At 70.7% G+C, this 19,184-nt stretch carries 14 protein-coding genes and 1 tRNA gene; 11 read left to right on the top strand and 4 right to left on the bottom strand.

Annotated features, from left to right (window positions below; all coding sequences use genetic code 11):
• Positions 1–108 precede the first annotated feature (108 nt).
• The gene (locus OG552_RS08160) at positions 109–1,041 is read right to left on the bottom strand and encodes a hypothetical protein (RefSeq protein ID WP_329130742.1); all 933 of its coding nucleotides are present in this window, start codon (positions 1,039–1,041) and stop codon (positions 109–111) included.
• Between the two features lie 183 nt (positions 1,042–1,224).
• Between OG552_RS08160 and pepN the strand changes: the two genes are divergently transcribed.
• The 3 genes from pepN to OG552_RS08145 all read left to right on the top strand — a co-directional run bounded on the left by pepN (position 1,225) and on the right by OG552_RS08145 (position 6,902).
• Positions 1,225–3,729: an aminopeptidase N gene (gene pepN / locus OG552_RS08155; RefSeq protein WP_329130740.1), complete on the top strand. Its 2,505-nt coding sequence runs from the start codon at positions 1,225–1,227 to the stop codon at positions 3,727–3,729.
• 171 nt (positions 3,730–3,900) lie between these two features.
• Positions 3,901–5,286: a pyridoxal phosphate-dependent decarboxylase family protein gene (locus OG552_RS08150; protein WP_329130737.1), complete on the top strand. Its 1,386-nt coding sequence runs from the start codon at positions 3,901–3,903 to the stop codon at positions 5,284–5,286.
• Entirely contained in the window at positions 5,283–6,902 is a 1,620-nt protein-coding gene (locus tag OG552_RS08145; protein WP_329130735.1) for a lysine N(6)-hydroxylase/L-ornithine N(5)-oxygenase family protein, read from the top strand. The genes OG552_RS08150 and OG552_RS08145 overlap by 4 nt, the downstream gene beginning before the upstream one ends.
• On the opposite strand, the gene OG552_RS08140 is transcribed toward OG552_RS08145, so the two are convergent.
• Positions 6,871–8,700, bottom strand: coding sequence for a bifunctional metallophosphatase/5'-nucleotidase (locus tag OG552_RS08140; protein WP_329130733.1), 1,830 nt, complete (start codon positions 8,698–8,700; stop codon positions 6,871–6,873). The two genes, OG552_RS08145 and OG552_RS08140, sit on opposite strands and share 32 nt — an antisense overlap.
• A gap of 267 nt (positions 8,701–8,967) precedes the next feature.
• On the opposite strand from OG552_RS08140, the gene pyk reads away from it, so the two are divergent.
• From pyk to OG552_RS08110, 6 genes are all read left to right on the top strand, one after another.
• On the top strand, positions 8,968–10,404 hold the full coding sequence (pyk, locus tag OG552_RS08135; protein WP_329130731.1) for a pyruvate kinase: 1,437 nt from the start codon (positions 8,968–8,970) through the stop codon (positions 10,402–10,404).
• Positions 10,405–10,954: 550 nt separating this feature from the next.
• Entirely contained in the window at positions 10,955–12,196 is a 1,242-nt protein-coding gene (locus OG552_RS08130) for a branched-chain amino acid ABC transporter substrate-binding protein (protein WP_329140650.1), read from the top strand.
• A 149-nt stretch (positions 12,197–12,345) separates the two neighbouring features.
• A complete protein-coding gene (locus OG552_RS08125) occupies positions 12,346–13,275 on the top strand; it encodes a branched-chain amino acid ABC transporter permease (protein WP_329130729.1) in 930 nt (309 codons plus the stop codon).
• A 5-nt stretch (positions 13,276–13,280) separates the two neighbouring features.
• Positions 13,281–15,161, top strand: coding sequence for a branched-chain amino acid ABC transporter permease (locus OG552_RS08120; protein ID WP_443071147.1), 1,881 nt, complete (start codon positions 13,281–13,283; stop codon positions 15,159–15,161).
• An 8-nt stretch (positions 15,162–15,169) separates the two neighbouring features.
• Positions 15,170–16,159, top strand: a complete 990-nt coding sequence (locus tag OG552_RS08115) for an ABC transporter ATP-binding protein (protein WP_329140646.1) — start codon at positions 15,170–15,172, stop codon at positions 16,157–16,159.
• Complete coding sequence (locus OG552_RS08110) at positions 16,156–16,872, top strand: ABC transporter ATP-binding protein (protein WP_329130727.1); 717 nt, start codon at positions 16,156–16,158, stop codon at positions 16,870–16,872. The genes OG552_RS08115 and OG552_RS08110 overlap by 4 nt, the downstream gene beginning before the upstream one ends.
• Positions 16,873–16,941: 69 nt before the next feature.
• On the opposite strand, the gene OG552_RS08105 is transcribed toward OG552_RS08110, so the two are convergent.
• Positions 16,942–17,526 (bottom strand): ANTAR domain-containing response regulator, encoded by a 585-nt coding sequence (locus tag OG552_RS08105; protein ID WP_329140644.1) that lies wholly within the window; start codon positions 17,524–17,526, stop codon positions 16,942–16,944.
• A gap of 180 nt (positions 17,527–17,706) precedes the next feature.
• Here OG552_RS08105 and OG552_RS08100 point away from each other — a divergent pair.
• Together OG552_RS08100 and OG552_RS08095 are read left to right on the top strand one after the other, a co-directional pair.
• Positions 17,707–17,789, top strand: a tRNA-Leu gene (locus OG552_RS08100).
• An 89-nt stretch (positions 17,790–17,878) separates the two neighbouring features.
• Entirely contained in the window at positions 17,879–18,658 is a 780-nt protein-coding gene (locus OG552_RS08095; RefSeq protein WP_329130725.1) for a helix-turn-helix domain-containing protein, read from the top strand.
• Between the two features lie 33 nt (positions 18,659–18,691).
• Here OG552_RS08095 and OG552_RS08090 read toward each other — a convergent pair whose 3' ends face one another.
• A complete protein-coding gene (locus OG552_RS08090) occupies positions 18,692–19,174 on the bottom strand; it encodes a PaaI family thioesterase (RefSeq protein WP_329130723.1) in 483 nt (160 codons plus the stop codon).
• Positions 19,175–19,184 lie beyond the last annotated feature (10 nt).

The raw sequence follows: 19,184 nt of genomic DNA, 5'->3' as shown, positions 1-19,184 counted from the left end.
AACGCCGCAACACCCAGCGCCCGCCACTCCCCGACCAAGGAGGCGGGCGCTGTTCCCTTCCCCGGCCCGGGCAGCCCGTGCGCCACGCGCCCCCCGGGCAGGGGACCGTCAGGTGTCGACCCCGAACTCGGTCCTGCACAAAGCGCACCGCGCGCGCACCCGCCCCCGGCACGGCACCCGGATCCGCTGGAAACAGGTCGGGCACGGGAAGGACACCCGCAGGCCCGCCGGGGCGCGCTCGAACGAATAGTCCGCGCCGGAGGCACCCGCCCGGCGGTCCCGGGCGTAGCGCCGCCGCGCCGCCCACCCCGCCGCGGCGAGCGGCGGCCGGCGCAGATCCTGCTGCGCCCGCGCCAGCCCCGCCCGGTAGGCGTCCCGCGCCTGCGCCGACCTGAACCACGGCTCGGGGTCGTCGCCGAAGGCCACCGCCCGCTTCGCCAGCACGTACCCGAACTCCTCGGGCGTGAGATACCCCAGCTTGTACGCCGACATCATCAGCCGCTCGCCGCGGATCGCCGCCTCCTCGCGGTACGCGTCCAGCAGCAGCCACCCCGCCCCGAGATACGCGGTCACCGTGTCGGTGAGGATCTCGTTGTCCCGGGTGCCGGGAAACTCCAGGCCGAGCCGGTGCAGATAGACATGCATCACCTCGTGCGCCAGCGCCGCCCCCACATCGCGCCGGTCGGTCCTGAACCGCGCGTGCAGTTCGATGAAGTACTCAGGACCTGCCGCCAGCTCCACATTGCCCGCGTGCACCATGTCCCGGAAACCCACCACCATCCGGGCGTCCGGCAGCCGGAAGTGCTGCACCATCACCCGCGCCACCCGCTGCGCGCCCAGATAGAGGTCCTCGTCGTCGGGGAAGTCCACCAGCTCCGGACGGACGCTCGCCGCGAACCGCGCCACCCCGTCCGCCGACAGCCGCCGGTACAGCGCGGTCAGCGCCGCCCTGACCGTCTCCAGATGCGGAAAACCGTGCACGATCGGCCCGCCCGTGGCGGTCGGCGTACCGGACCCGGCAGGCTCAGCAGGCTCGGCCATGGACACCTCCCCGTGGTCATCGAGCGTACGCGTCCCGCCGAACCGTTGTCGCCGTACCGGCCGGTCCGCCCCCGCGCGACCGATCGAAGCAGCCCCCCACCTGCACTCCGCTGTCCGCGAAGATCCGCTTTCCGACCGGAAAGTTGTATCCGCGGACCGGTGTCGTGGGGCAGCATGAACAACATGCCTGCTCTCACCCGCGCCGAGGCGGAAACCCGCGCCCACGACCTGACCGTCCAGCACTACGCGATCGACCTCGACCTCACCAGGGGAGAGGAGATCTTCGGGTCGACCACCGTGATCCGGTTCACCGCCCGGCAGGACTGCGACACCTTCGCCGAGCTGAAGCCGGCCGCACTGCACCGGATCACCCTGGACGGCGCGGTACTCGACCCCGCGCTGCTGGACGACAACCGGCTGCCGCTGACCGGACTGGCCGCGGGGGAGCACGAACTGCGGGTCGAGGCCGACATGGGCTACTCGCACACCGGTGAGGGCATGCACCGCTTCACCGACCCGGCCGACGGCGAGGCGTACGTCTACACCCAGCTCTTCATGGACGACGTGCAGCGCGTCGCCGCCGCCTTCGACCAGCCGGACCTGAAGGCCGTCTTCGACGTCGAGGTGACCGCCCCCGAGGAGTGGACGGTGCTCGGCAACGGCATCGCGACCCGTACCGCGCCCGGCCGCTGGCGGCTGGCCACCACCCCGCCGCTGGCCACGTACTTCCTCGCGGTGGCCGCCGGGCCGTACCACTCGGTGCACACCGAGCACGCGGGCCTGCCGTTCGGCCTGCACTGCCGCCGCTCGCTCGCCGACGCCCTGGACCGGGAGGCGGAGGACCTCTTCGACCTCACCCGCCGCTGTTTCGACCACTACCACGAGATCTTCGACGAGCCCTACCCGTTCGACTCCTACGACCAGGCGTTCGTCCCCGAGTTCAACGCCGGCGCGATGGAGAACCCGGGCCTGGTCACCTTCCGCGACACCTTCGTCACCAACTCCGCTGTCACCCCCAAGGAAGCGACGTTCCGTGCGGTGGTCATCGCGCACGAGATGGCCCACATGTGGTTCGGCGACCTGGTGACGCTGCGCTGGTGGGACGACATCTGGCTGAACGAGTCCTTCGCCGAGTACATGGGCTACCAGGTGGTCTCCGAGGTGACCCGGTTCACCGGCACCTGGACCGACTTCGCCTCCTCCCGCAAGCCCTGGGGCACCGACGCCGACCAGCGCCCCTCCACCCACCCGGTCGCGCCCGACCCCGCCGCCGTCCCCGACACCGCGTCCGCGCTCACCAACTTCGACGGCATCTCGTACGCCAAGGGCGCCTCCGCGCTGCGGCAGCTGGTGACCTGGCTCGGCCGCAAGGACTTCCTGGCCGGAATCAACGAACACTTCGCCCGGCACCGCTTCGGCAACGCCACCCTCGCCGACTTCATCGACTCGCTGGCCGGCGCCACCGAACGCGACGTCCCGGCCTGGGCCGACGCCTGGCTGCGCACCTCCGGCATCGACACCCTCACCCCGGCCGCGTCCCCCGCCCCCGGTGGCTGGCGGCTCGAAGTCACCCACAGCGGCACCCGCCCGCACCGGGTGGACGTCGGGCTCTACGACCGGGCCACCGTCGACCCGCGGCGGCTCGTGCTGCGCGACCGGATCCCCTTCGACCTCACCGCGACCGCCGCCGTCGGCAAACGCGACCTGGCAGGTCCGCGGCCGGACGTGATCCTGCTCAACGACGGTGACCTGTCGTACACCAAGGTCCGTTTCGACGAGCACTCCTGGGAAGCCGTCACGCAGGCGCTGGGCTCCCTGCCCGACCCGCTCAGCCGCGCGGTGATCTGGCGGGCCGCCCGCGACCAGGTCCGTGACGCGCGCACCGCGCCCGCCGACTTCCTCACCCTGGTCGCCCGCCAGCTGGCCGCGGAGACCGACCCGTTCGTGGTCGAGAACGTGCTCACCTTCGCCCGCAACATCGTCGTCGACCGCTTCCTGGCCCCCGCCCTGCGGACCGAGGCCCTCACCTCGCTCGCCGCCACCAGCCGCGCGCTGCTCGCCGGCGGCTCCGAGGAGATCCGGCTACCGGCCACCCGCAGCCTCGTCGACGCCGCCATCACCCCCGACGACGCGGAGCGGCTGCGCCGCTGGTACACCGACGGGGCCATCCCCGACGGGGCCGCGCTCGACCCCGACCTGCGCTGGCGGCTGCTGCTGCGCCTGGCCGTCCTCGGCGCCGCCGGGCCGGCCGACATCGACGCCGAAGTCGCCCGCGACCCCAGCGCCAAGGGCCTGGAGGGCGCCGCCCGCTGCCGGGCCGCGCTGCCCGACCCCGCCGCCAAGGCCGCCGCCTGGGAGTCCCTCTACACCGGCGACTCGCTCTCCAACTACCTCTTCGCGGCGACCGCCCAGGGCTTCTGGCACCCCGAACAGGCCGAACTGGTCGCCGGGTTCGTGCCCCGCTTCTGGGCGGACGCCGCCGCGGTGGCCGCCCGCCGCGGTCCCGCCATCGCCGAGGCCGCGGGCCGGTACGCCTTCCCCGCCACCGCGGTGGACGCCGGCACCCTCGCCGCGGGGCGCGCGGCGCTCGGCGACCCCGACCTCACCCCGGCGCTGCACCGCTCGCTGGTGGACCGGCTCGACGAGCTGGAGCGGACCCTGCGGGTCCGGGCGGCCTTCGGCGGCTGACCCTCCGCCGGCGGCTGACGCGCCGTCAACACACGGGCCGGGCCCGCACCCCGCGCCCGGCCCGTCCCCATGGGCCGGTACGGGCGGTGTGCGACCGGTACGTACCCATTCGGCGCAATCGTCGTTGAGCAGGGCGAACCAGCGATACGCCGACCGGTGAGGACCGCCCAGATGCCGATGCCCGCTCTTGCCGGAGGACGCCACGGGGCGGAGGAGCTGCGGCCGCTGGTGGACGCCGTGCTCACCGCGCTGGGCGAGGGAGCGCGCAAGCGCGGCGGGGCGGCGCCGGCCGGGGGACCGGGGGCGGTGGCCGCCGCCGTCGCGGAGGCGGTGGGTGACGCGGTGCCCCGCGACGGGCGCGGCGAACGCGAAGCCCTGCACACCCTGGTGCGGCTGCTCGCCGAGGGCGCGACCGACCCGGCCGAGCCGTACTGCGCGGCCCACCTGCACTGCCCGCCGCTGGCCGTCGCGGTGGCCGCCGACCTGGCGGTGTCCGCGCTCAACCCGTCACTCGACTCCTGGGACCAGGCCCCCGCCGCCGGTGAGCTGGAGACCCGCGTCACCAGGGCACTGGCCGGCCTGGTCTTCCCCGACCTGCCGGCGCCCGACGCCCTGGTGACCACCGGCGGCACCGAGTCCAACCAGCTGGCGCTGCTGCTGGCCAGGGAGCGCGCCTCCGGCGGACCCCGGGTCCAGGTGGTCTGCGGCGCCGGCACCCACCACAGCGTGCAGCGCGCGGCCTGGCTGCTCGGCCTGCCGCGGCCGGTGGTGCTGGACACCCCCGCCGGCGTCCTCGACCCGGCGGCGGTGGACACCGCCCTGGACGAACTCCCGGTACGCGCCCTGGTGGTGGCCACCGCGGGCAGCACCGACACCGGGGCGATCGACCCGCTGCCCCAGATCGCCGCGGCTGCCGCCCGGCACCGCGCCGAACTCCACGTGGACGCCGCCTACGGCGGCCCGCTGCTCTTCAGCGAACGGGAGGCGGGCAAGCTCGACGGCCTGCAGTCCGCCGTGTCCGTCACCCTCGACCTGCACAAGCTCGGCTGGCAGCCGGTCGCCGCCGGGCTGCTGGCCGTACCCGACAGCGCCGCGCTGCGCCCGCTGGGGCACCGGGCCGAGTATCTGAACGCCGCCGACGACACCGAGGCCGGCCTGCCCGACCTGCTCGGCCGTTCGCTGCGCACCACCCGCCGCCCCGACATCCTCAAGGTCGCCGTCACCCTGCGCGCGGTCGGCCGGGAGGGCATGGCGGCGCTGGTGGACGCGGTGTGCGACCACGCGGTGGCGCTGGCCGCGAAGGTCGACCGGCACCCGGGCCTCGAACTGTACGGGCAGCCCACCATCAGCACGGTGCTGTTCCGCCCCCGGGGCGCCGACGACGAGCAGGTCGCCGAGCTGCGCAGGCGCCTGCTCTACGACGGCCGGGCAGTGCTCGGCCGGGCCAGGGCCGGCGGCCGGCTGTGGCTCAAGGCGACCCTGCTCAACCCGTATCTGCGGCCGGAAGACCTCGACGCGCTCCTGCAGTTCACAACGGAAGGCGGCAACGACCGATGAACGCCCCCACGCCCCCTCTGCCCGCCTCGCCCCCCGATCCGCTGCGCGCCGCGGCGCCGGTGACCGCGGCGCCGGTGACCGCTGTGACCGCGGTGACCGCACCCGCGGCCGTTCCGGTGACGCCCGTTCCGCTGGTGCCCGTGCCCCCGGCGCCGGCGTTCGCACCCCCACCGGCCGCCGTGCCCGCCGCCGCGCCCGAACCGGTGGAGCCGGCCCTGCCGGAGCCGGGGGCGGAGCTGCCCTACGACCTGCTCGGCATCGGCGTCGGGCCGTTCAACCTGTCCGTGGCCGCGCTCGCCGACGGCATCGGGGACCTCACCGCGGCCTTCTACGACCAGCGGCCCGCCTTCCACTGGCACCCGGGGCTGCTCATCGACGGCACCACGCTGCAAGTGCCCTTCCTCGCCGACCTGGTGACCCTCGCTGACCCGGGCAGCCGCTGGTCGTTCCTCAGCTGGCTCAAGACCCGCGAGCGCCTCTTCCCCTTCTACTTCGCCGAGCGCTTCCATGTGCATCGCGCCGAGTACGACGCCTACTGCCGCTGGGTCGCCGAGGCGCTGCCGAGCATCCACTTCGGGCAGCAGGTCGACTCGGTGCGGTGGAACGCGAGCAAGTCCCACTTCGAGGTCGACCACACCCAACTCGACGCGCGCGGCGAGGCCGAGGCGCTGGGCCGCACCTACGCCCGCCACCTGGTGGTCGGCATCGGCACCGAACCCTATGTGCCCGAGCCGCTGCGCCCGCTGGCCGAGGCGCCGACGGTGCCGGTGGTGCACTCCGCGCACTACCTCGACCAGCGTGAACGGCTGCTGGCCGCCGACCACATCACCGTCATCGGCTCGGGGCAGTCCGGCGCCGAGGTCTTCCTCGACCTGCTGCGGGCCCGCCCGGCCGGCCGGGAGCGGCTGACCTGGCTGGCCCGCACCCCCGCCTTCGCACCCATGGAGTACAGCCGGCTCGGCCTGGAGCACTTCACCCCCGACTACGCCCGCTACTTCCACGGCCTGCCCGAGCGGGTCCGCGACGCACTCGTGCCCCGGCAGTGGCAGCTGCACAAGGGCATCGACACCGAGACCATCACCGCGATCCACGACGAGCTGTACCGCCGCACCCTGGACGGCGGCTGGCCGGATGCCGTGCTCACCCCCGGCGTCACCGTCCGCACCGCCGGCCGGATCGGCACCCAGAGCATCGAACTCCACCTGGAACACACCGACCAGGGCACCCGTACCCGGCTGATCACCAGCGCCGTGGTGCTCGCCACCGGCTACCGGGAGCGGTCCCTGGACCGGCTGCTCAGCCAGCTGGACCCGTATCTGAAGCGGGACGCGGCCGACCGGCCGAGGGTCGACGCCCGGCACCGGCTCGAACTCGACCGGTCCGTCACCGGGCGGGTCTACGTACAGAACGCCGACCGGCACAGCCATGGCGTCGGCGCCCCCGACCTGGGCCTGGCGGCCTGGCGGTCCGCGGTGGTGCTCAACGACCTCACCGGTCTGCTGACCGGTGAGGAGCACTACCCGCTGCCCGCCAGGACCGCCTTCACCACCTTCGGCCTGGACGGCACCGCCGCCAGCGACGTGCCTACCCGAACAGCGGCACTCCGGCGCGGGTGAGCCGCCATTCGTCGCCGCCGAAGGTCGCCGGGTCGATGGTGCCGTGCGCCTGCACCCAGGCGATGATCGTGTTGCGGATCTCGTCGGAGTTGGACCACACCGACTGCGCGGCGGCGACATGCGGGTAGTTGCTGCCGCCGCTGGAACGGTAGTTGTTCACCGCAAGCACGAACTGCGCCGCCGGGTCGACGGGCGCGCCGCCGGCCGTCAGGTTCACGATCCGGGAGCCCACCGGCTGCGCGATGTCGATGTCGTAGGACACCCCGCTGAGCACGTCATAGCTGTAGTCGGGGGTGTTGTTGGCGTTGGTGATCTTCGTGATGTCGACCGGGGCGTCCGGCGCGGTCTGGACGAAGTAGGCCGCGGACCACTCCAGGTAGTCCTTCACCTGGGCGCCGGTGAGGATCTTGGCGTCCAGGGTGTTCTCGTAGACGTAGAGGCCGGCCACGTCCCGCAGCGACACCTGCCCGGCCGGGATGGCGGCGGTGCGGGAGAACGGCGACGCCTCGGAGAGCACCGGCAGCGCGGCGTACGCGGTGCCCGCGAGCGCCGCCTTCACGGTGTCGGACTGCACCACGTTGATGAAGTCGACGATCGCGGTGTCCTTGTACGTCGACTCGGCCGCCGACATCGCCTCGGCGCAGGTGCCGACCACCTGGTTGACGTAGTCGACCACCTTCTGGTGCTCGGCGCGCACCAGCCGGGCCACCGCCGGGTCCTCGGCGACGCTGTTGGCGTTGCGGACCTCCGCGGTGACCGAGGTGACGTGCCAGCGGCCCCGGTCCAGCTCCAGGTCGATGTCGAAGACGCTCAGCCGCATCCCCCACATCAGCGGCTCGGAGAGCACCACCGTCTTCCCGGTCGCCTCGTTGGTGACCAGCGTCTGCGGCCGCTCCACATGGGTGTGGCCGACCAGGATCGCGTCGATGCCGGGGACCTGGGCGGCCACCAGCGAGGAGGCGTTCTCCGGGTAGGGCACCGCGTCGCCGTAGGAGGTGCCGCCGTCCAGGCCGGAGTGGTCGGTACAGATCACCACGTCGCAGCCGAGCGAACGGAGCTTGGGCACGTAGATCTTCGCCTGCTCGACCAGGCCGGGGAACGCCATCCTGCCCTGCACATTGGCCTTGTCCCACACCGCGATGCCCGGGTTGGTCAGGCCCAGGATGCCGACCTTCACCGGCGGGCCGCCCGCCACGCGGAGCTCCTTGACGAGGTAGGGCGGGAACGCGGGCTTGAGCGTTGTGGCGTCCACCGCGTTGGCCGCCAGCAGCGGGAAGTCGCACTGGTCCTGGAAGGCGCGCAGCAGCGGGATGCCGTAGTTGAACTCGTGGTTGCCCAGCGCGGCGGCGTCGTACTTCATCTCGTTCATGGCCAGCGCCATGGGGTGGCGGGGGCCGCGGTGGGCGCCGGTGATCGGCTCGACGCGGGCGTAGTAGTAGGAGAGCTGGGTGCCCTGGATGATGTCGCCGGCGTCGATCAGCAGGGTGCGGTCGTGGCCCTTCTCGTGCCGGGCCTGGGCGACGAGGGTGGCGACCTTGGCGAGGCCGACGTCGTTGTGGGTGGCGTCGTCGTACTCGGCGTTGGTGAAGTAGTCCCAGTTCAGCGCGTGACCGTGCAGGTCGGTGGTGCCCAGGACCCGCAGGCTGAAGGTCTTCGGCGGGTGTCCGTGGCCGTGCCCGCGGTGGCGGTCGGCGGCTTCGGCGGGTTCCGCCGCCACCGCACCGGCCGCGCCGGCCAGCGCGACGCCCGCGCCGGTGGCGGCGGAGCGGTTGATGAAGTCCCTGCGGTTGAGGGGCATCTGGTCTCCCATGGAGGGTGTTGGGACGGAAGTCGTCATGACGCGCGTAGATTCTGGCCCACGCGGCCCCTGCGGCAACAGCCCCGTCGGCCGGCTCGTGCGCGGCGGCCCGGTAAGCCGCACACCCGGCCACCGAGGGTGACCGGAACGCTCATCGGAGCGGAGCCCCGCACACTTCGACACTTGTCAACAAGCGTTAACCCAGCCGTCGTTGGGCAGTTGCCGTCGCCGCGTTCCCTACCAACGAGTAAGTCATACGCTCGATACATGCGCCGAGCCAAAATTGTCTGCACCCTGGGACCCGCCACCGACTCGTACGACCAGATCAAGGCCCTGGTCGACGCCGGAATGGACGTGGCCCGCCTGAACCTGAGCCACGGGTCGTACGCCGAGCACGAGGACCGCTACCGAAGGGTCCGCAAGGCCTCCGACGAGACCGGACACAGCGTGGGCATCCTGGTCGACCTTCAGGGTCCGAAGATCCGGCTCGGTCGTTTCGCCGAAGGTCCGGTACTCCTTGAACGCGGGGACGAGTTCACCATCACCGTCGATGACATCGAGGGTGACCAGCAGATCTGCGGTACCACGTACAAGGGACTGCCCGCCGACGTCGCCCGCGGCGAGCGCATCCTGGTGGACGACGGCCGGGTCACCCTCGAAGTCACCGATGTCGAAGGGCCGCGGGTGCACACCATGTGCATCGAGGGCGGCATGATCTCCGACAACAAGGGGCTCAACCTCCCCGGCGTCGCCGTCTCGGTGCCGGCCCTGTCCGACAAGGACATCCGCGACCTGCGCTGGGGCCTGCGGATCGGGGCCGACGTCATCGCGCTCTCCTTCGTCCGCAGCGGACGGGACATCGAGGACGTGCACCGGATCATGGACGAGGAGGGCCGCCGGGTCCCGGTCATCGCCAAGGTCGAGAAGCCGCAGGCGGTGGAGAACCTCGAAGACATCGTGGACGCCTTCGACGGCATCATGGTCGCGCGCGGTGACCTCGGGGTGGAGATGCCGCTGGAGAAGGTGCCGCTGGTGCAGAAGCGCGCCGTCAAGCTGGCCCGCCGCAACGCCAAGCCGGTCATCGTGGCCACCCAGATGCTCGACTCGATGATCGACAACTCCCGGCCCACCCGCGCCGAGGCGAGCGACGTCGCCAACGCCGTCATCGACGGTACGGACGCGGTGATGCTCTCCGGCGAGACCAGCGTCGGCAAGCACGCGATCGAGACCGTGAAGGTCATGTCGCGGATCGTCTCGGCCGCCGAGGAGGACATCCTGGCGGCCGGCCTGCCCCCGCTCACCGAGCAGAACAAGCCGCGCACCCAGGGCGGCGCGGTGGCCCGGGCCGCCGCCGAGATGGGCGACTTCCTCGGCGCCCGCTTCCTGGTCGCCTTCACCCAGTCCGGCGACACCGTACGGCGGCTGTCCCGCTACCGCTCGCCGATCCCGGTGCTCGCCTTCACCCCGGAACCTGCCACCCGCTCCCAGCTCAACCTCACCTGGGGGGTGGAGAGCTTCCTCGGCCCGATGGTGCAGACCACCGACGAGATGGTGCAGCAGGTGGACGAGCAGCTGCTGCGGATCGGCCGCTGCAAGAAGGGCGACGTGGTGGTGATCACCGCCGGCTCGCCGCCCGGAATGCCCGGTACCACCAATATGGTGCGCGTTCACCACATCGGTGAGGACGATTCACCGAGGGCGTGAACGAAAGCGGACCGATGGCGCGTCATGCGTTATCCGAATTTTGGTCCTGACTCATCCGGTGCCCCCGTCCGGCTCTGCCGACGGGGGCACACCCATTTCTCATTTGATCCCACCGTCCCACCGCAATGAATTAACGCTCTGTAACCTCAGCGCAATATGGATTCAAAGATCCACCCCTGGTGCCGCCCGCCGGGGCACCGGTCCGGCCGGCAACCCCCAGTGATCCCACCGGCCCCGGCCCCGTCCCCGGTCGGGCCGCCTCCGCGCCAGGGCGGAAGTGCGCGTTCTCACCATACGGACAGCTGCGCAAAGCGCCCGAATTGCGACGCCACTCCCGGAGAAACCTCAGCAGAAGCTCAAGAGATTCCGATTGGCATAACAAGACAGTCACACTCTTCCCCGCACCTCTGCCTGACACCCCTTGACGCGCCTAGAGTCACGGCCAGTCACCGCGCCACCGGATTAGTCGGTCCGGGTTCCAGCGCGCGACTCGGCCGCTCATCAGAGACGGCCGCGCCAGGGGAAAGGACTGATCGTGCGACACCGTTCCTTGCTGATACTGACCTCCGTGCTTGCCACCGGAGCCCTCACCCTCACCGCATGTGGCTCCCGCAGCGACGACGACAAGGGCAGCGGGGACAGCAGCACCGGCGCCAGCGCCGCCAAGACCACCGTCGTCATCGGCGTCGACGCGCCGCTCACCGGCCAGAACTCCGCCACCGGCCTCGGCCTGCAGTACGGCGTGCAGATCGCCGCCGACGACGCCAACGCCAAGAACCTCGTGCCCGGCGTGACATTCAAGGTCAAGGCCCTCGACGACAAGGCGCTGCCGGCCACCGGCCAGCAGAACGCCACCGCGCTCGTCCAGGACAGCAGCGTCATCGCCACCGTCGGTCCGCTCAACTCCGGCGTCGCCACCTCGATGCAGCAGGTCTTCGCCAACGCCAGCATGGTGGAGATCTCGCCCGCCAACACCAACCCCGCGCTGACCCAGGGCCCCAACTGGAGCACCGGCAAGAAGGTCCGCCCCTTCAAGACCTACTTCCGTACCGCCACCACCGACGCCCTGCAGGGCGGCTTCGCCGCCGACTACGCGTACAACACGCTCAAGAAGAAGAGCGCGTTCGTCGTCGACGACAAGCAGACCTACGGCGCGGGCCTGGCCGCCATCTTCAAGGGCAAGTTCGCCGACCTCGGCGGCAAGATCGCCGGCACCGACCACGTCAACACCGGTGACACCGACTACTCCACCCTCGTCACCAAGATCAAGAACTCCAAGGCCGACCTGGTCTACTACGGCGGCCAGTACGACGAGTCCGAGCTGATCACCAAGCAGCTCAAGGCGGCCGGCGCCAACATCCCGCTCATGGGCGGCGACGGCATGTTCTCCGACACCTACATCAAGACCGCCGGCACCGCCTCCGAAGGCGACCTCGCCACCTCCGTCGGCGTCCCGGTCACCACGCTCCCCTCGGCCCAGGACTTCATCAAGACCTACAAGGCCAAGAAGTACCCCGGTGACTACGGCACCTACGGCGGCTACTCCTACGACGCCGCCACCGCCATCATCAAGGGCGTCAAGGAAGTCATGGACGCCAACGGCGGCAAGCTGCCGGCCATGAACGACGCGCGCTCCAAGCTCATCGACGCCGTCCAGAAGGCCGACTTCGACGGCATCGCCGGCCACGTCTCCTTCGACGAGTTCGGTGACACCACCAACAAGCAGCTCACCGTCTACCAGGTGAAGAGCGGCAAGTGGGCGGCCGTCAAGAGCGGCACCTACACCGGCTGATCAGCCGACAGCACCCCAGGGCCGCGCGGCCGGTCACCACTCCGGCCGCGCGGCCCGCCGCCTTACCGGTCCCGCCACGGTCCCGCCACGGCAGTCCCCCCCACCACGTTCCCCCGCTCACCTGCTCCCAGCGACATGGAGGCCATGCGGTGCACACCCTGCCGCAACAGCTGGCCAACGGGCTGTTCCTCGGCTCGATGTACGGGCTCATCGCCATCGGCTACACAATGGTGTACGGCATCGTCCAGCTGATCAACTTCGCCCACGGCGAGATCTTCATGACCGGCGCCTTCGGCGCACTCACGGTCTGGACCAATCTCCCCGACGGCACCAACATCTGGCTCGCGCTGCCACTGATGCTGGCCGGCGGCGCCATCGTGGCCGTGCTCATCGCGATGGCCGCCGAACGCTTCGCCTACCGGCCACTGCGCGGCGCCCCACGCCTGGCCCCGCTCATCACCGCCATCGGCCTCTCGCTGGCACTCCAGCAGGCGATCTTCGTCTGGTACCCCGGCGCCGACAACGCCAAGACCTTCCCCCAGCTCGGCACCCACCCGTACCACCTCGGATCCGTCAGCATCCAGCGCGGCGACATCTTCCTCATCTCCGCCGCCGTCATCTGCATGATCGGCCTCGCCGCCTTCGTCCGCACCAGCCGCACCGGCCGCGCCATGCAGGCCACCGCGCAGGACCCGGACACCGCGCAGCTCATGGGCATCGACACCAACCGCATCATCGTCATCGCCTTCGCCATCGGCGGCTTCTTCGCCGCTGTCGCGGGCCTGGCCTCCGGCCTCAAATACGGCCAGGTCAAATACGACATGGGCTTCCAGGCCGGCCTCAAGGCCTTCACCGCCGCCGTCCTCGGCGGTATCGGCAACATCTACGGCGCCATGCTGGGCGGCCTCGTCCTCGGCGTCGCGGAGTCCTGCGCCTCGGCGTATATCTCCAACATCCCCGGCATGCAGCAACTCGGCGGCGGCAGCTGGGCGAACGTCTGGGCCTTCGTCCTGCTCATCGTCGTCCTGCTGGTCCGGCCCCAGGGCCTGCTCGGCGAGCGCGTAGCGGACAGGGCGTGATCACCATGGCCAACGACATCACCAGCAACGTCATCACTGGCAACGAGACCGCCACCCACGAGATCAGCCCGCCCATCCCCATGCCGCTCACCGCGGCCCGGGCACTCACCGCCGTGGGCATCGTCGGCACCATCGCCTCGACCTTCCTGTCCTGGACCTACACCACCGAGTTCCCCGGCGACCTCACGGTCAGCGGCTACCCCGGCGGCCTCCAGGTGCTGACCCTCATCGGCGGCATCGTCACCGCCCTGTTCATGCTCGCCGCCTCCGGACTCAAAGGACTCGGCTGGCTCACCCCCAACCGGTCCGCCAACCCGGTGCTCTTCTTCAGCTTCGGCACCTTCGTCGTCACCTGGTACACGGTCATCGCCATCGCCCAGGAACTCGGCGGCATCGCCAACCTCGACCCCGGCGGCTTCGTCGCCGCCGTCGCCTCACTGGCCGGCGTCATCGGCGCACTCGCACTGCCGCTTGACCGCAAGACCAAGCAGGCACAGGCCCCCTGGGTCCACTGGGTCGCGCTCGTCATCCTCTTCCTGCTCGGCCTGCTCTGGCCGTACCTGCTCTACCGCTGGGTGCGCCCGGCCACCTCCGAACGCCGGCTCCCCCGGGCGACCGCACTCCCCGGCTGGGTCCAGCGCGCCATCATCACCCTGGTGGCCGCCATCGGCCTGGAGATCTTCACCTACGGCATCAGCACCGACTACACCGAGATCTTCGTCGGCTTCGTCATCGTCGTCGCCTTCGGCGCGGCCGGCCTGATCTCCTCCGGCCTGACCCGGCAGTTCTCCGAACTGAGCGCCCGCCACCGGTCGTTCGCCTCGACGATGGGCTTCCTCGCCGCCATCGCCTACCCGTTCGTGCAGAACAACGAGCACTACGCCAACCTCGGCGTCAACATCCTGATCTTCGGCACCGTCGCCCTCGGCCTCAACATCGTCGTCGGCCTCACCGGCCTGCTCGACCTCGGTTACGTCGCCTTCCTCGGCGTCGGCGCCTACGCGGCCGCCCTCGTCTCCGGCTCCCAGTTCTCCGTCTGGTCCGGCGTCCAGTTCCCCTTCTGGGCCGCCGCCCTCACCGGCATGGCCGCCGCCCTGGTCTTCGGCGTCCTCATCGGCGCCCCCACCCTGCGGCTGCGCGGCGACTACCTCGCCATCGTCACCCTGGGCTTCGGAGAGATCTTCCGGATCGCCGTGAACAACCTCGACGGCGTCTCCGGACCCAAACTCACCGGCGGCCCGAACGGCATCTCCCAGATCCCGGACCTCTCCATCTTCGGCTACAACCTCGGCGCCCCCCACGAGTTCGGCTCCATCACCCTCGGCAGGTTCGCCAACTACTACCTGCTGATGCTGCTCATCACCGCGATCGTGGTCCTGGTCTTCACCCGCGCCGCCGACTCCCGCATCGGCCGCTCCTGGGTCGCCATCCGCGAGGACGAGACCGCCGCCACCGCGATGGGCATCAACGGCTTCCGGGTCAAGCTGATCGCCTTCGCCCTCGGCGCCTCGCTCGCCGGCCTCGCCGGCACGGTCAGCGCACACGTCACCTACAGCGTCGTGCCCAACCCGTACCAGTTCGCCGGCTCCGCACCGCCCAACTCGGCGTTCCTGCTCGCCGCCGTCGTCCTCGGCGGCATGGGCACCGTCAGCGGCCCGATCCTCGGCGCGGCCCTGCTCTACCTCATCCCGGAGAAGCTCGGCTTCGTCCAGCGCTACGAACTCTTCGCCTTCGGCGTCGCCCTCATCCTCATCATGCGGTTCCGCCCCGAAGGCATCATCCCCAACCGGCGCAGGCAACTGGAATTCCACGAGGACGAAGCACTCATCCCCGCCCAGCGGCCACTCGGCGCCGACACCGTCCCGGCCGGCAAGGCAGGGGCGTGAAAGACACCATGACCACCACCAGCACCCAGACGCCCACCCCCGGCCAGGCCCCCTACGACGGCCCGCTGCTCCAGGCCAGCGGCGTGATCATGCGCTTCGGCGGCCTCACCGCCGTCCGCGACGTCAGCCTCACCGTCAACAGCGGCGAGATCGTCGGCCTGATCGGCCCCAACGGCGCCGGCAAGACCACCTTCTTCAACTGCCTCACCGGGCTGTACGTCCCCACCGAGGGCACCGTCACCTACCGCGGCACCGTGCTCCCGCCCAAACCCCACCTGGTCACCAAGGCCGGCATCGCCCGGACCTTCCAGAACATCCGGCTCTTCGCCAACATGACCGTGCTGGAGAACGTCCTCGTCGGCCGGCACACCCGCACCCGCGAAGGTCTGCTGTCCGCCCTCATCCGCGGCCCCGGCTACCACCGGGCGGAAGCCAACTCCCGCAAACGCGCCATGGAACTCCTGGAGTTCACCGGCCTCGCCGACAAGGCCGACCACCTCGCCCGCAACCTCCCCTACGGCGAACAGCGCAAGCTGGAGATCGCCCGGGCACTGGCCAGCGAACCCGGACTCCTGCTCCTCGACGAACCCACCGCCGGCATGAACCCCCAGGAGACCCGGGCCACCGAAGACCTCGTCTTCGCCGTCCGCGACCAGGGCATCGCGGTCCTCGTCATCGAGCACGACATGCGGTTCATCTTCAACCTCTGCGACCGCGTCGCCGTACTCCTCCAGGGCGAGATGCTCGTCGAAGGCACCTCGGACGTCGTACAGCGCGACGAACGGGTCATCGCGGCCTACCTCGGCGAACCCGTCGAAGGGACCGGCACGAGCCCGGCGCCGCCCGCGGCGGAGACACCGGCGCCGGCCCCGACCCCCGCAGGCACTGACGCAGGCACTGACGCCGGCACCGACGTTGGCACTGACGCAGACGCGGGCACTGACTCCGGCACCGGCACCGACGCCGGCGACGACCAGCAGCAGGAGAACGACCGATGACCGCACTGCTCGAAGTCGAGAACCTCCGCGTCGCCTACGGCAAGATCGAAGCCGTCAAAGGCATCAGCTTCTCCGTCGAGGCCGGCCAGGTCGTCACCCTCATCGGCACCAACGGCGCCGGCAAGACCACCACCCTGCGCACCCTCAGCGGCCTGCTCAAGCCCATCGGCGGCACCATCGTCTTCGACGGCAAAGCCCTCACCCGGCTCCCCGCCCACAAGATCGTCGCTCTCGGACTCGCCCACTCACCCGAAGGCCGGCACATCTTCCCCCGGCTCACCATCGAACAGAACCTCCAGCTCGGCGCCTACCTCCGCAAGGACACCGCCGGCATCACCAAGGACATCGAGCGCGCCTACGAGCTCTTCCCCATCCTCGGTGAACGCCGCCGCCAGGCCGCCGGCACCCTCTCCGGCGGTGAGCAGCAGATGCTCGCCATGGGCCGCGCCCTGATGTCCCAGCCCAAACTGCTCATGCTCGACGAACCCTCCATGGGCCTCTCGCCGATCATGATGCAGAAGATCATGTCCACCATCGTGGAACTCAAGGCCCAGGGCACCACCATCCTGCTCGTCGAACAGAACGCCCAAGCCGCGCTCTCCCTCGCCGACCAGGCCCATGTGATGGAGATCGGCACCATCCGGCTCTCCGGCACCGGCCAGGAACTCCTCCACGACGAAGGCGTCCGCAAGACGTACCTCGGCGAGGACTAGCCGCCACCCACAGGTGGGGCCCGGAAGCAGTCGCTTCCGGGCCCCACCTGTGTCCTGCCCCTCCGAAGGCTACTTCTCGGCGACCTCGTCGATCACGGCCTGCGCCACCGCCTGCATCGACATCCGCCGGTCCATCGAGGTCTTCTGGATCCACCGGAACGCGGCCGGCTCGGTCAGCCCGTACTTCGTCTGCAGCACGCTCTTCGCCCGGTCCACCAGCTTGCGCGTCTCCAGCCGCAGCGACAGGTCCGCGATCTCCGCCTCCAGCGCGCGCAGCTCCTGGAACCGGCTGACCGCCATCTCGATCGCCGGCACCAGATCACTCTTGGTGAACGGCTTCACCAGATACGCCATCGCACCCGCGTCCCTGGCCCGCTCCACCAGCTCCCGCTGCGAGAACGCGGTCAGCATCAGCACCGGCGCCAACTTCTCCCCGGCGATCCGCTCGGCGGCCGAAATACCGTCGAGCACCGGCATCTTCACATCCAGGATCACCAGATCCGGGCGGTGCTCCCCGGCGAGTTTCACCGCGGTCTCGCCGTCCCCGGCCTCCCCGACGACCGAGTACCCCTCTTCCTCCAGCATCTCCTTGAGATCCAGCCGGATCAGCGCTTCGTCCTCCGCGATGACGACCCGGGTCGTCAGCGGGGGCACATGCGACTTCTCCTCTTCCGGCTTGGACTCCGCCGCCGCCTGCGGCGGCTGCTCGTCCTGGGGGACATCGGACTCATCGGGGGCGCTCACGGTGCTCCTCGGTTCATGACGGGACCTGCCCGCAAGCCTACCCAGCTGCGGTGTGCGGCGACCACACGGTACGCTGTCAGCGGCGACCTGGCCGGGTTGGCGGAACGGCATACGCGGATGTCTCAAACACATCTGTCCGAGAGGGCATGCGGGTTCGAATCCCGCACCCGGCACTTGTCATCCCCGTCACCCTGTCACTGGACAGAGTGAATACGCGTGCGATTCCTCGTCGCGTTGCCGCCCTCCGGGCGAAGCTGGCCGTATGCACGATCCCCTGCTCCGTCGCCAGGCCGTCACGCTCTGCCGCTCCGGCGTACCGAACGCCGAGGTCGGGCGCCGTCTCGGAATACCCTCCGGCACCATCGGCTACTGGCTCCATCAGGACCGCGCGGCGCGTGACGAGTGCCCCGGCCGGGAGCGGCCGTGCCACCGCTGCGACGGCGCCCCGCTGGACACCGCCGCTTACGGCTACCTGCTCGGCCTCTACCTCGGGGACGGCCACATCGTTCAGTACTCCAGGCACCGTGTGCCGAACCTCATGATCACCTGCGCCGACAGCTGGCCGGGGCTGATGGACAGCGCCGAGGCCGCCCTGCGCGCCGTCTTCCCCCACAACAAGACCTGCCGCGTCAGCAGGACCGGCTGCCACAACGTGAAGGTCTACTCCCGCCACCTGTGGTGCATGTTCCCCCAGCACGGCCCGGGCAAGAAGCACGAGCGGCGGATCGTCCTGGAGCCGTGGCAGCAGAAGATCGTGGACGCGCACCCGTGGGAGTTCATCCGCGGGCTGGTGCACTCCGACGGCTGCCGCGTCACCAACTGGACCGAGCGCACGGTGGGCGGCGTCCGGAAGCGCTACGAGTACCCGCGCTACTTCTTCACCAACACCTCCGCCGACATCCGGCAGCTCTACTGCGACACCCTCGACATGGTCGGCGTGCGGTGGCGGGTGACCAGGCGCGGTGACCGGCCGTACAACATCTCGGTCGCCCGCGCGGCCTCCGTCGCGTTGATGGACCGCCACGTCGGGCCCAAGTTCTGAGCCGCGGCGCGCCGGAGGCGGGGGGGTCGGGGGTCAGGCCGGGGTCGGGTTGCTCGCGCCCGTCGTGGTCGGGCGGAGCATGCAGGTCAGCCGGGCGGTACAGATCCGCTTGTCCGCCTCGTCGGTGATGACGATCTCGTACGTGGCGGAGGAGCGGCCGCGGTGCACGGGGGTCGCCGTACCGGTGACCGTGCCGGAGCGCAGGCTGCGGTGGTGCGTCGCGTTGAGGTCGACGCCGACCGCGATCTTCGCCGGGCCGCCGTGCAGCATCGCGCCGACGGACCCGAGGGTCTCGGCGAGGACCGCGGAGGCCCCGCCGTGCAGCAGTCCGTAGGGCTGGGTGTTGCCCTCGACGGGCATGATGCCGACCACCTTGTCCGGTGCCGCTTCGAGGATCTGGATGCCCATGCGGTCGCCGAGGTGTCCGCCGGAGAAGAGGGCGGGCAGGTCCAGGCCGAGGTCGGCGTACTGCTGCAGGATCTCCTGCGGGAACGTGGTGGTGGTCTGCTCGGCCATGCGAGGAAGG

It is taken from the genome of Streptomyces sp. NBC_01476 (assembly GCF_036227265.1).
In the GTDB taxonomy this organism is placed as follows: Bacteria; Actinomycetota; Actinomycetes; order Streptomycetales; family Streptomycetaceae; genus Actinacidiphila.
The sequence above is the reverse complement of the archived record's forward strand: the minus strand, read 5'-3'. Positions and strand labels throughout refer to the sequence as shown.

Bases quoted from the DNA above. Each gene is read 5' to 3' on its own strand.
- OG552_RS08160 (WP_329130742.1), bottom strand. From the start codon at position 1,041: ATGGCCGAGCCTGCTGAGCCTGCCGGGTCCGGTACGCCGACCGCCACG.
- pepN (WP_329130740.1), top strand. From the start codon at position 1,225: ATGCCTGCTCTCACCCGCGCCGAGGCGGAAACCCGCGCCCACGACCTG.
- OG552_RS08150 (WP_329130737.1), top strand. From the start codon at position 3,901: ATGCCGATGCCCGCTCTTGCCGGAGGACGCCACGGGGCGGAGGAGCTG.
- OG552_RS08145 (WP_329130735.1), top strand. From the start codon at position 5,283: ATGAACGCCCCCACGCCCCCTCTGCCCGCCTCGCCCCCCGATCCGCTG.
- OG552_RS08140 (WP_329130733.1), bottom strand. From the start codon at position 8,700: ATGCCCCTCAACCGCAGGGACTTCATCAACCGCTCCGCCGCCACCGGC.
- pyk (WP_329130731.1), top strand. From the start codon at position 8,968: ATGCGCCGAGCCAAAATTGTCTGCACCCTGGGACCCGCCACCGACTCG.
- OG552_RS08120 (WP_443071147.1), top strand. From the start codon at position 13,281: ATGGCCAACGACATCACCAGCAACGTCATCACTGGCAACGAGACCGCC.
- OG552_RS08115 (WP_329140646.1), top strand. From the start codon at position 15,170: ATGACCACCACCAGCACCCAGACGCCCACCCCCGGCCAGGCCCCCTAC.
- OG552_RS08110 (WP_329130727.1), top strand. From the start codon at position 16,156: ATGACCGCACTGCTCGAAGTCGAGAACCTCCGCGTCGCCTACGGCAAG.
- OG552_RS08095 (WP_329130725.1), top strand. From the start codon at position 17,879: ATGCACGATCCCCTGCTCCGTCGCCAGGCCGTCACGCTCTGCCGCTCC.
- OG552_RS08090 (WP_329130723.1), bottom strand. From the start codon at position 19,174: ATGGCCGAGCAGACCACCACCACGTTCCCGCAGGAGATCCTGCAGCAG.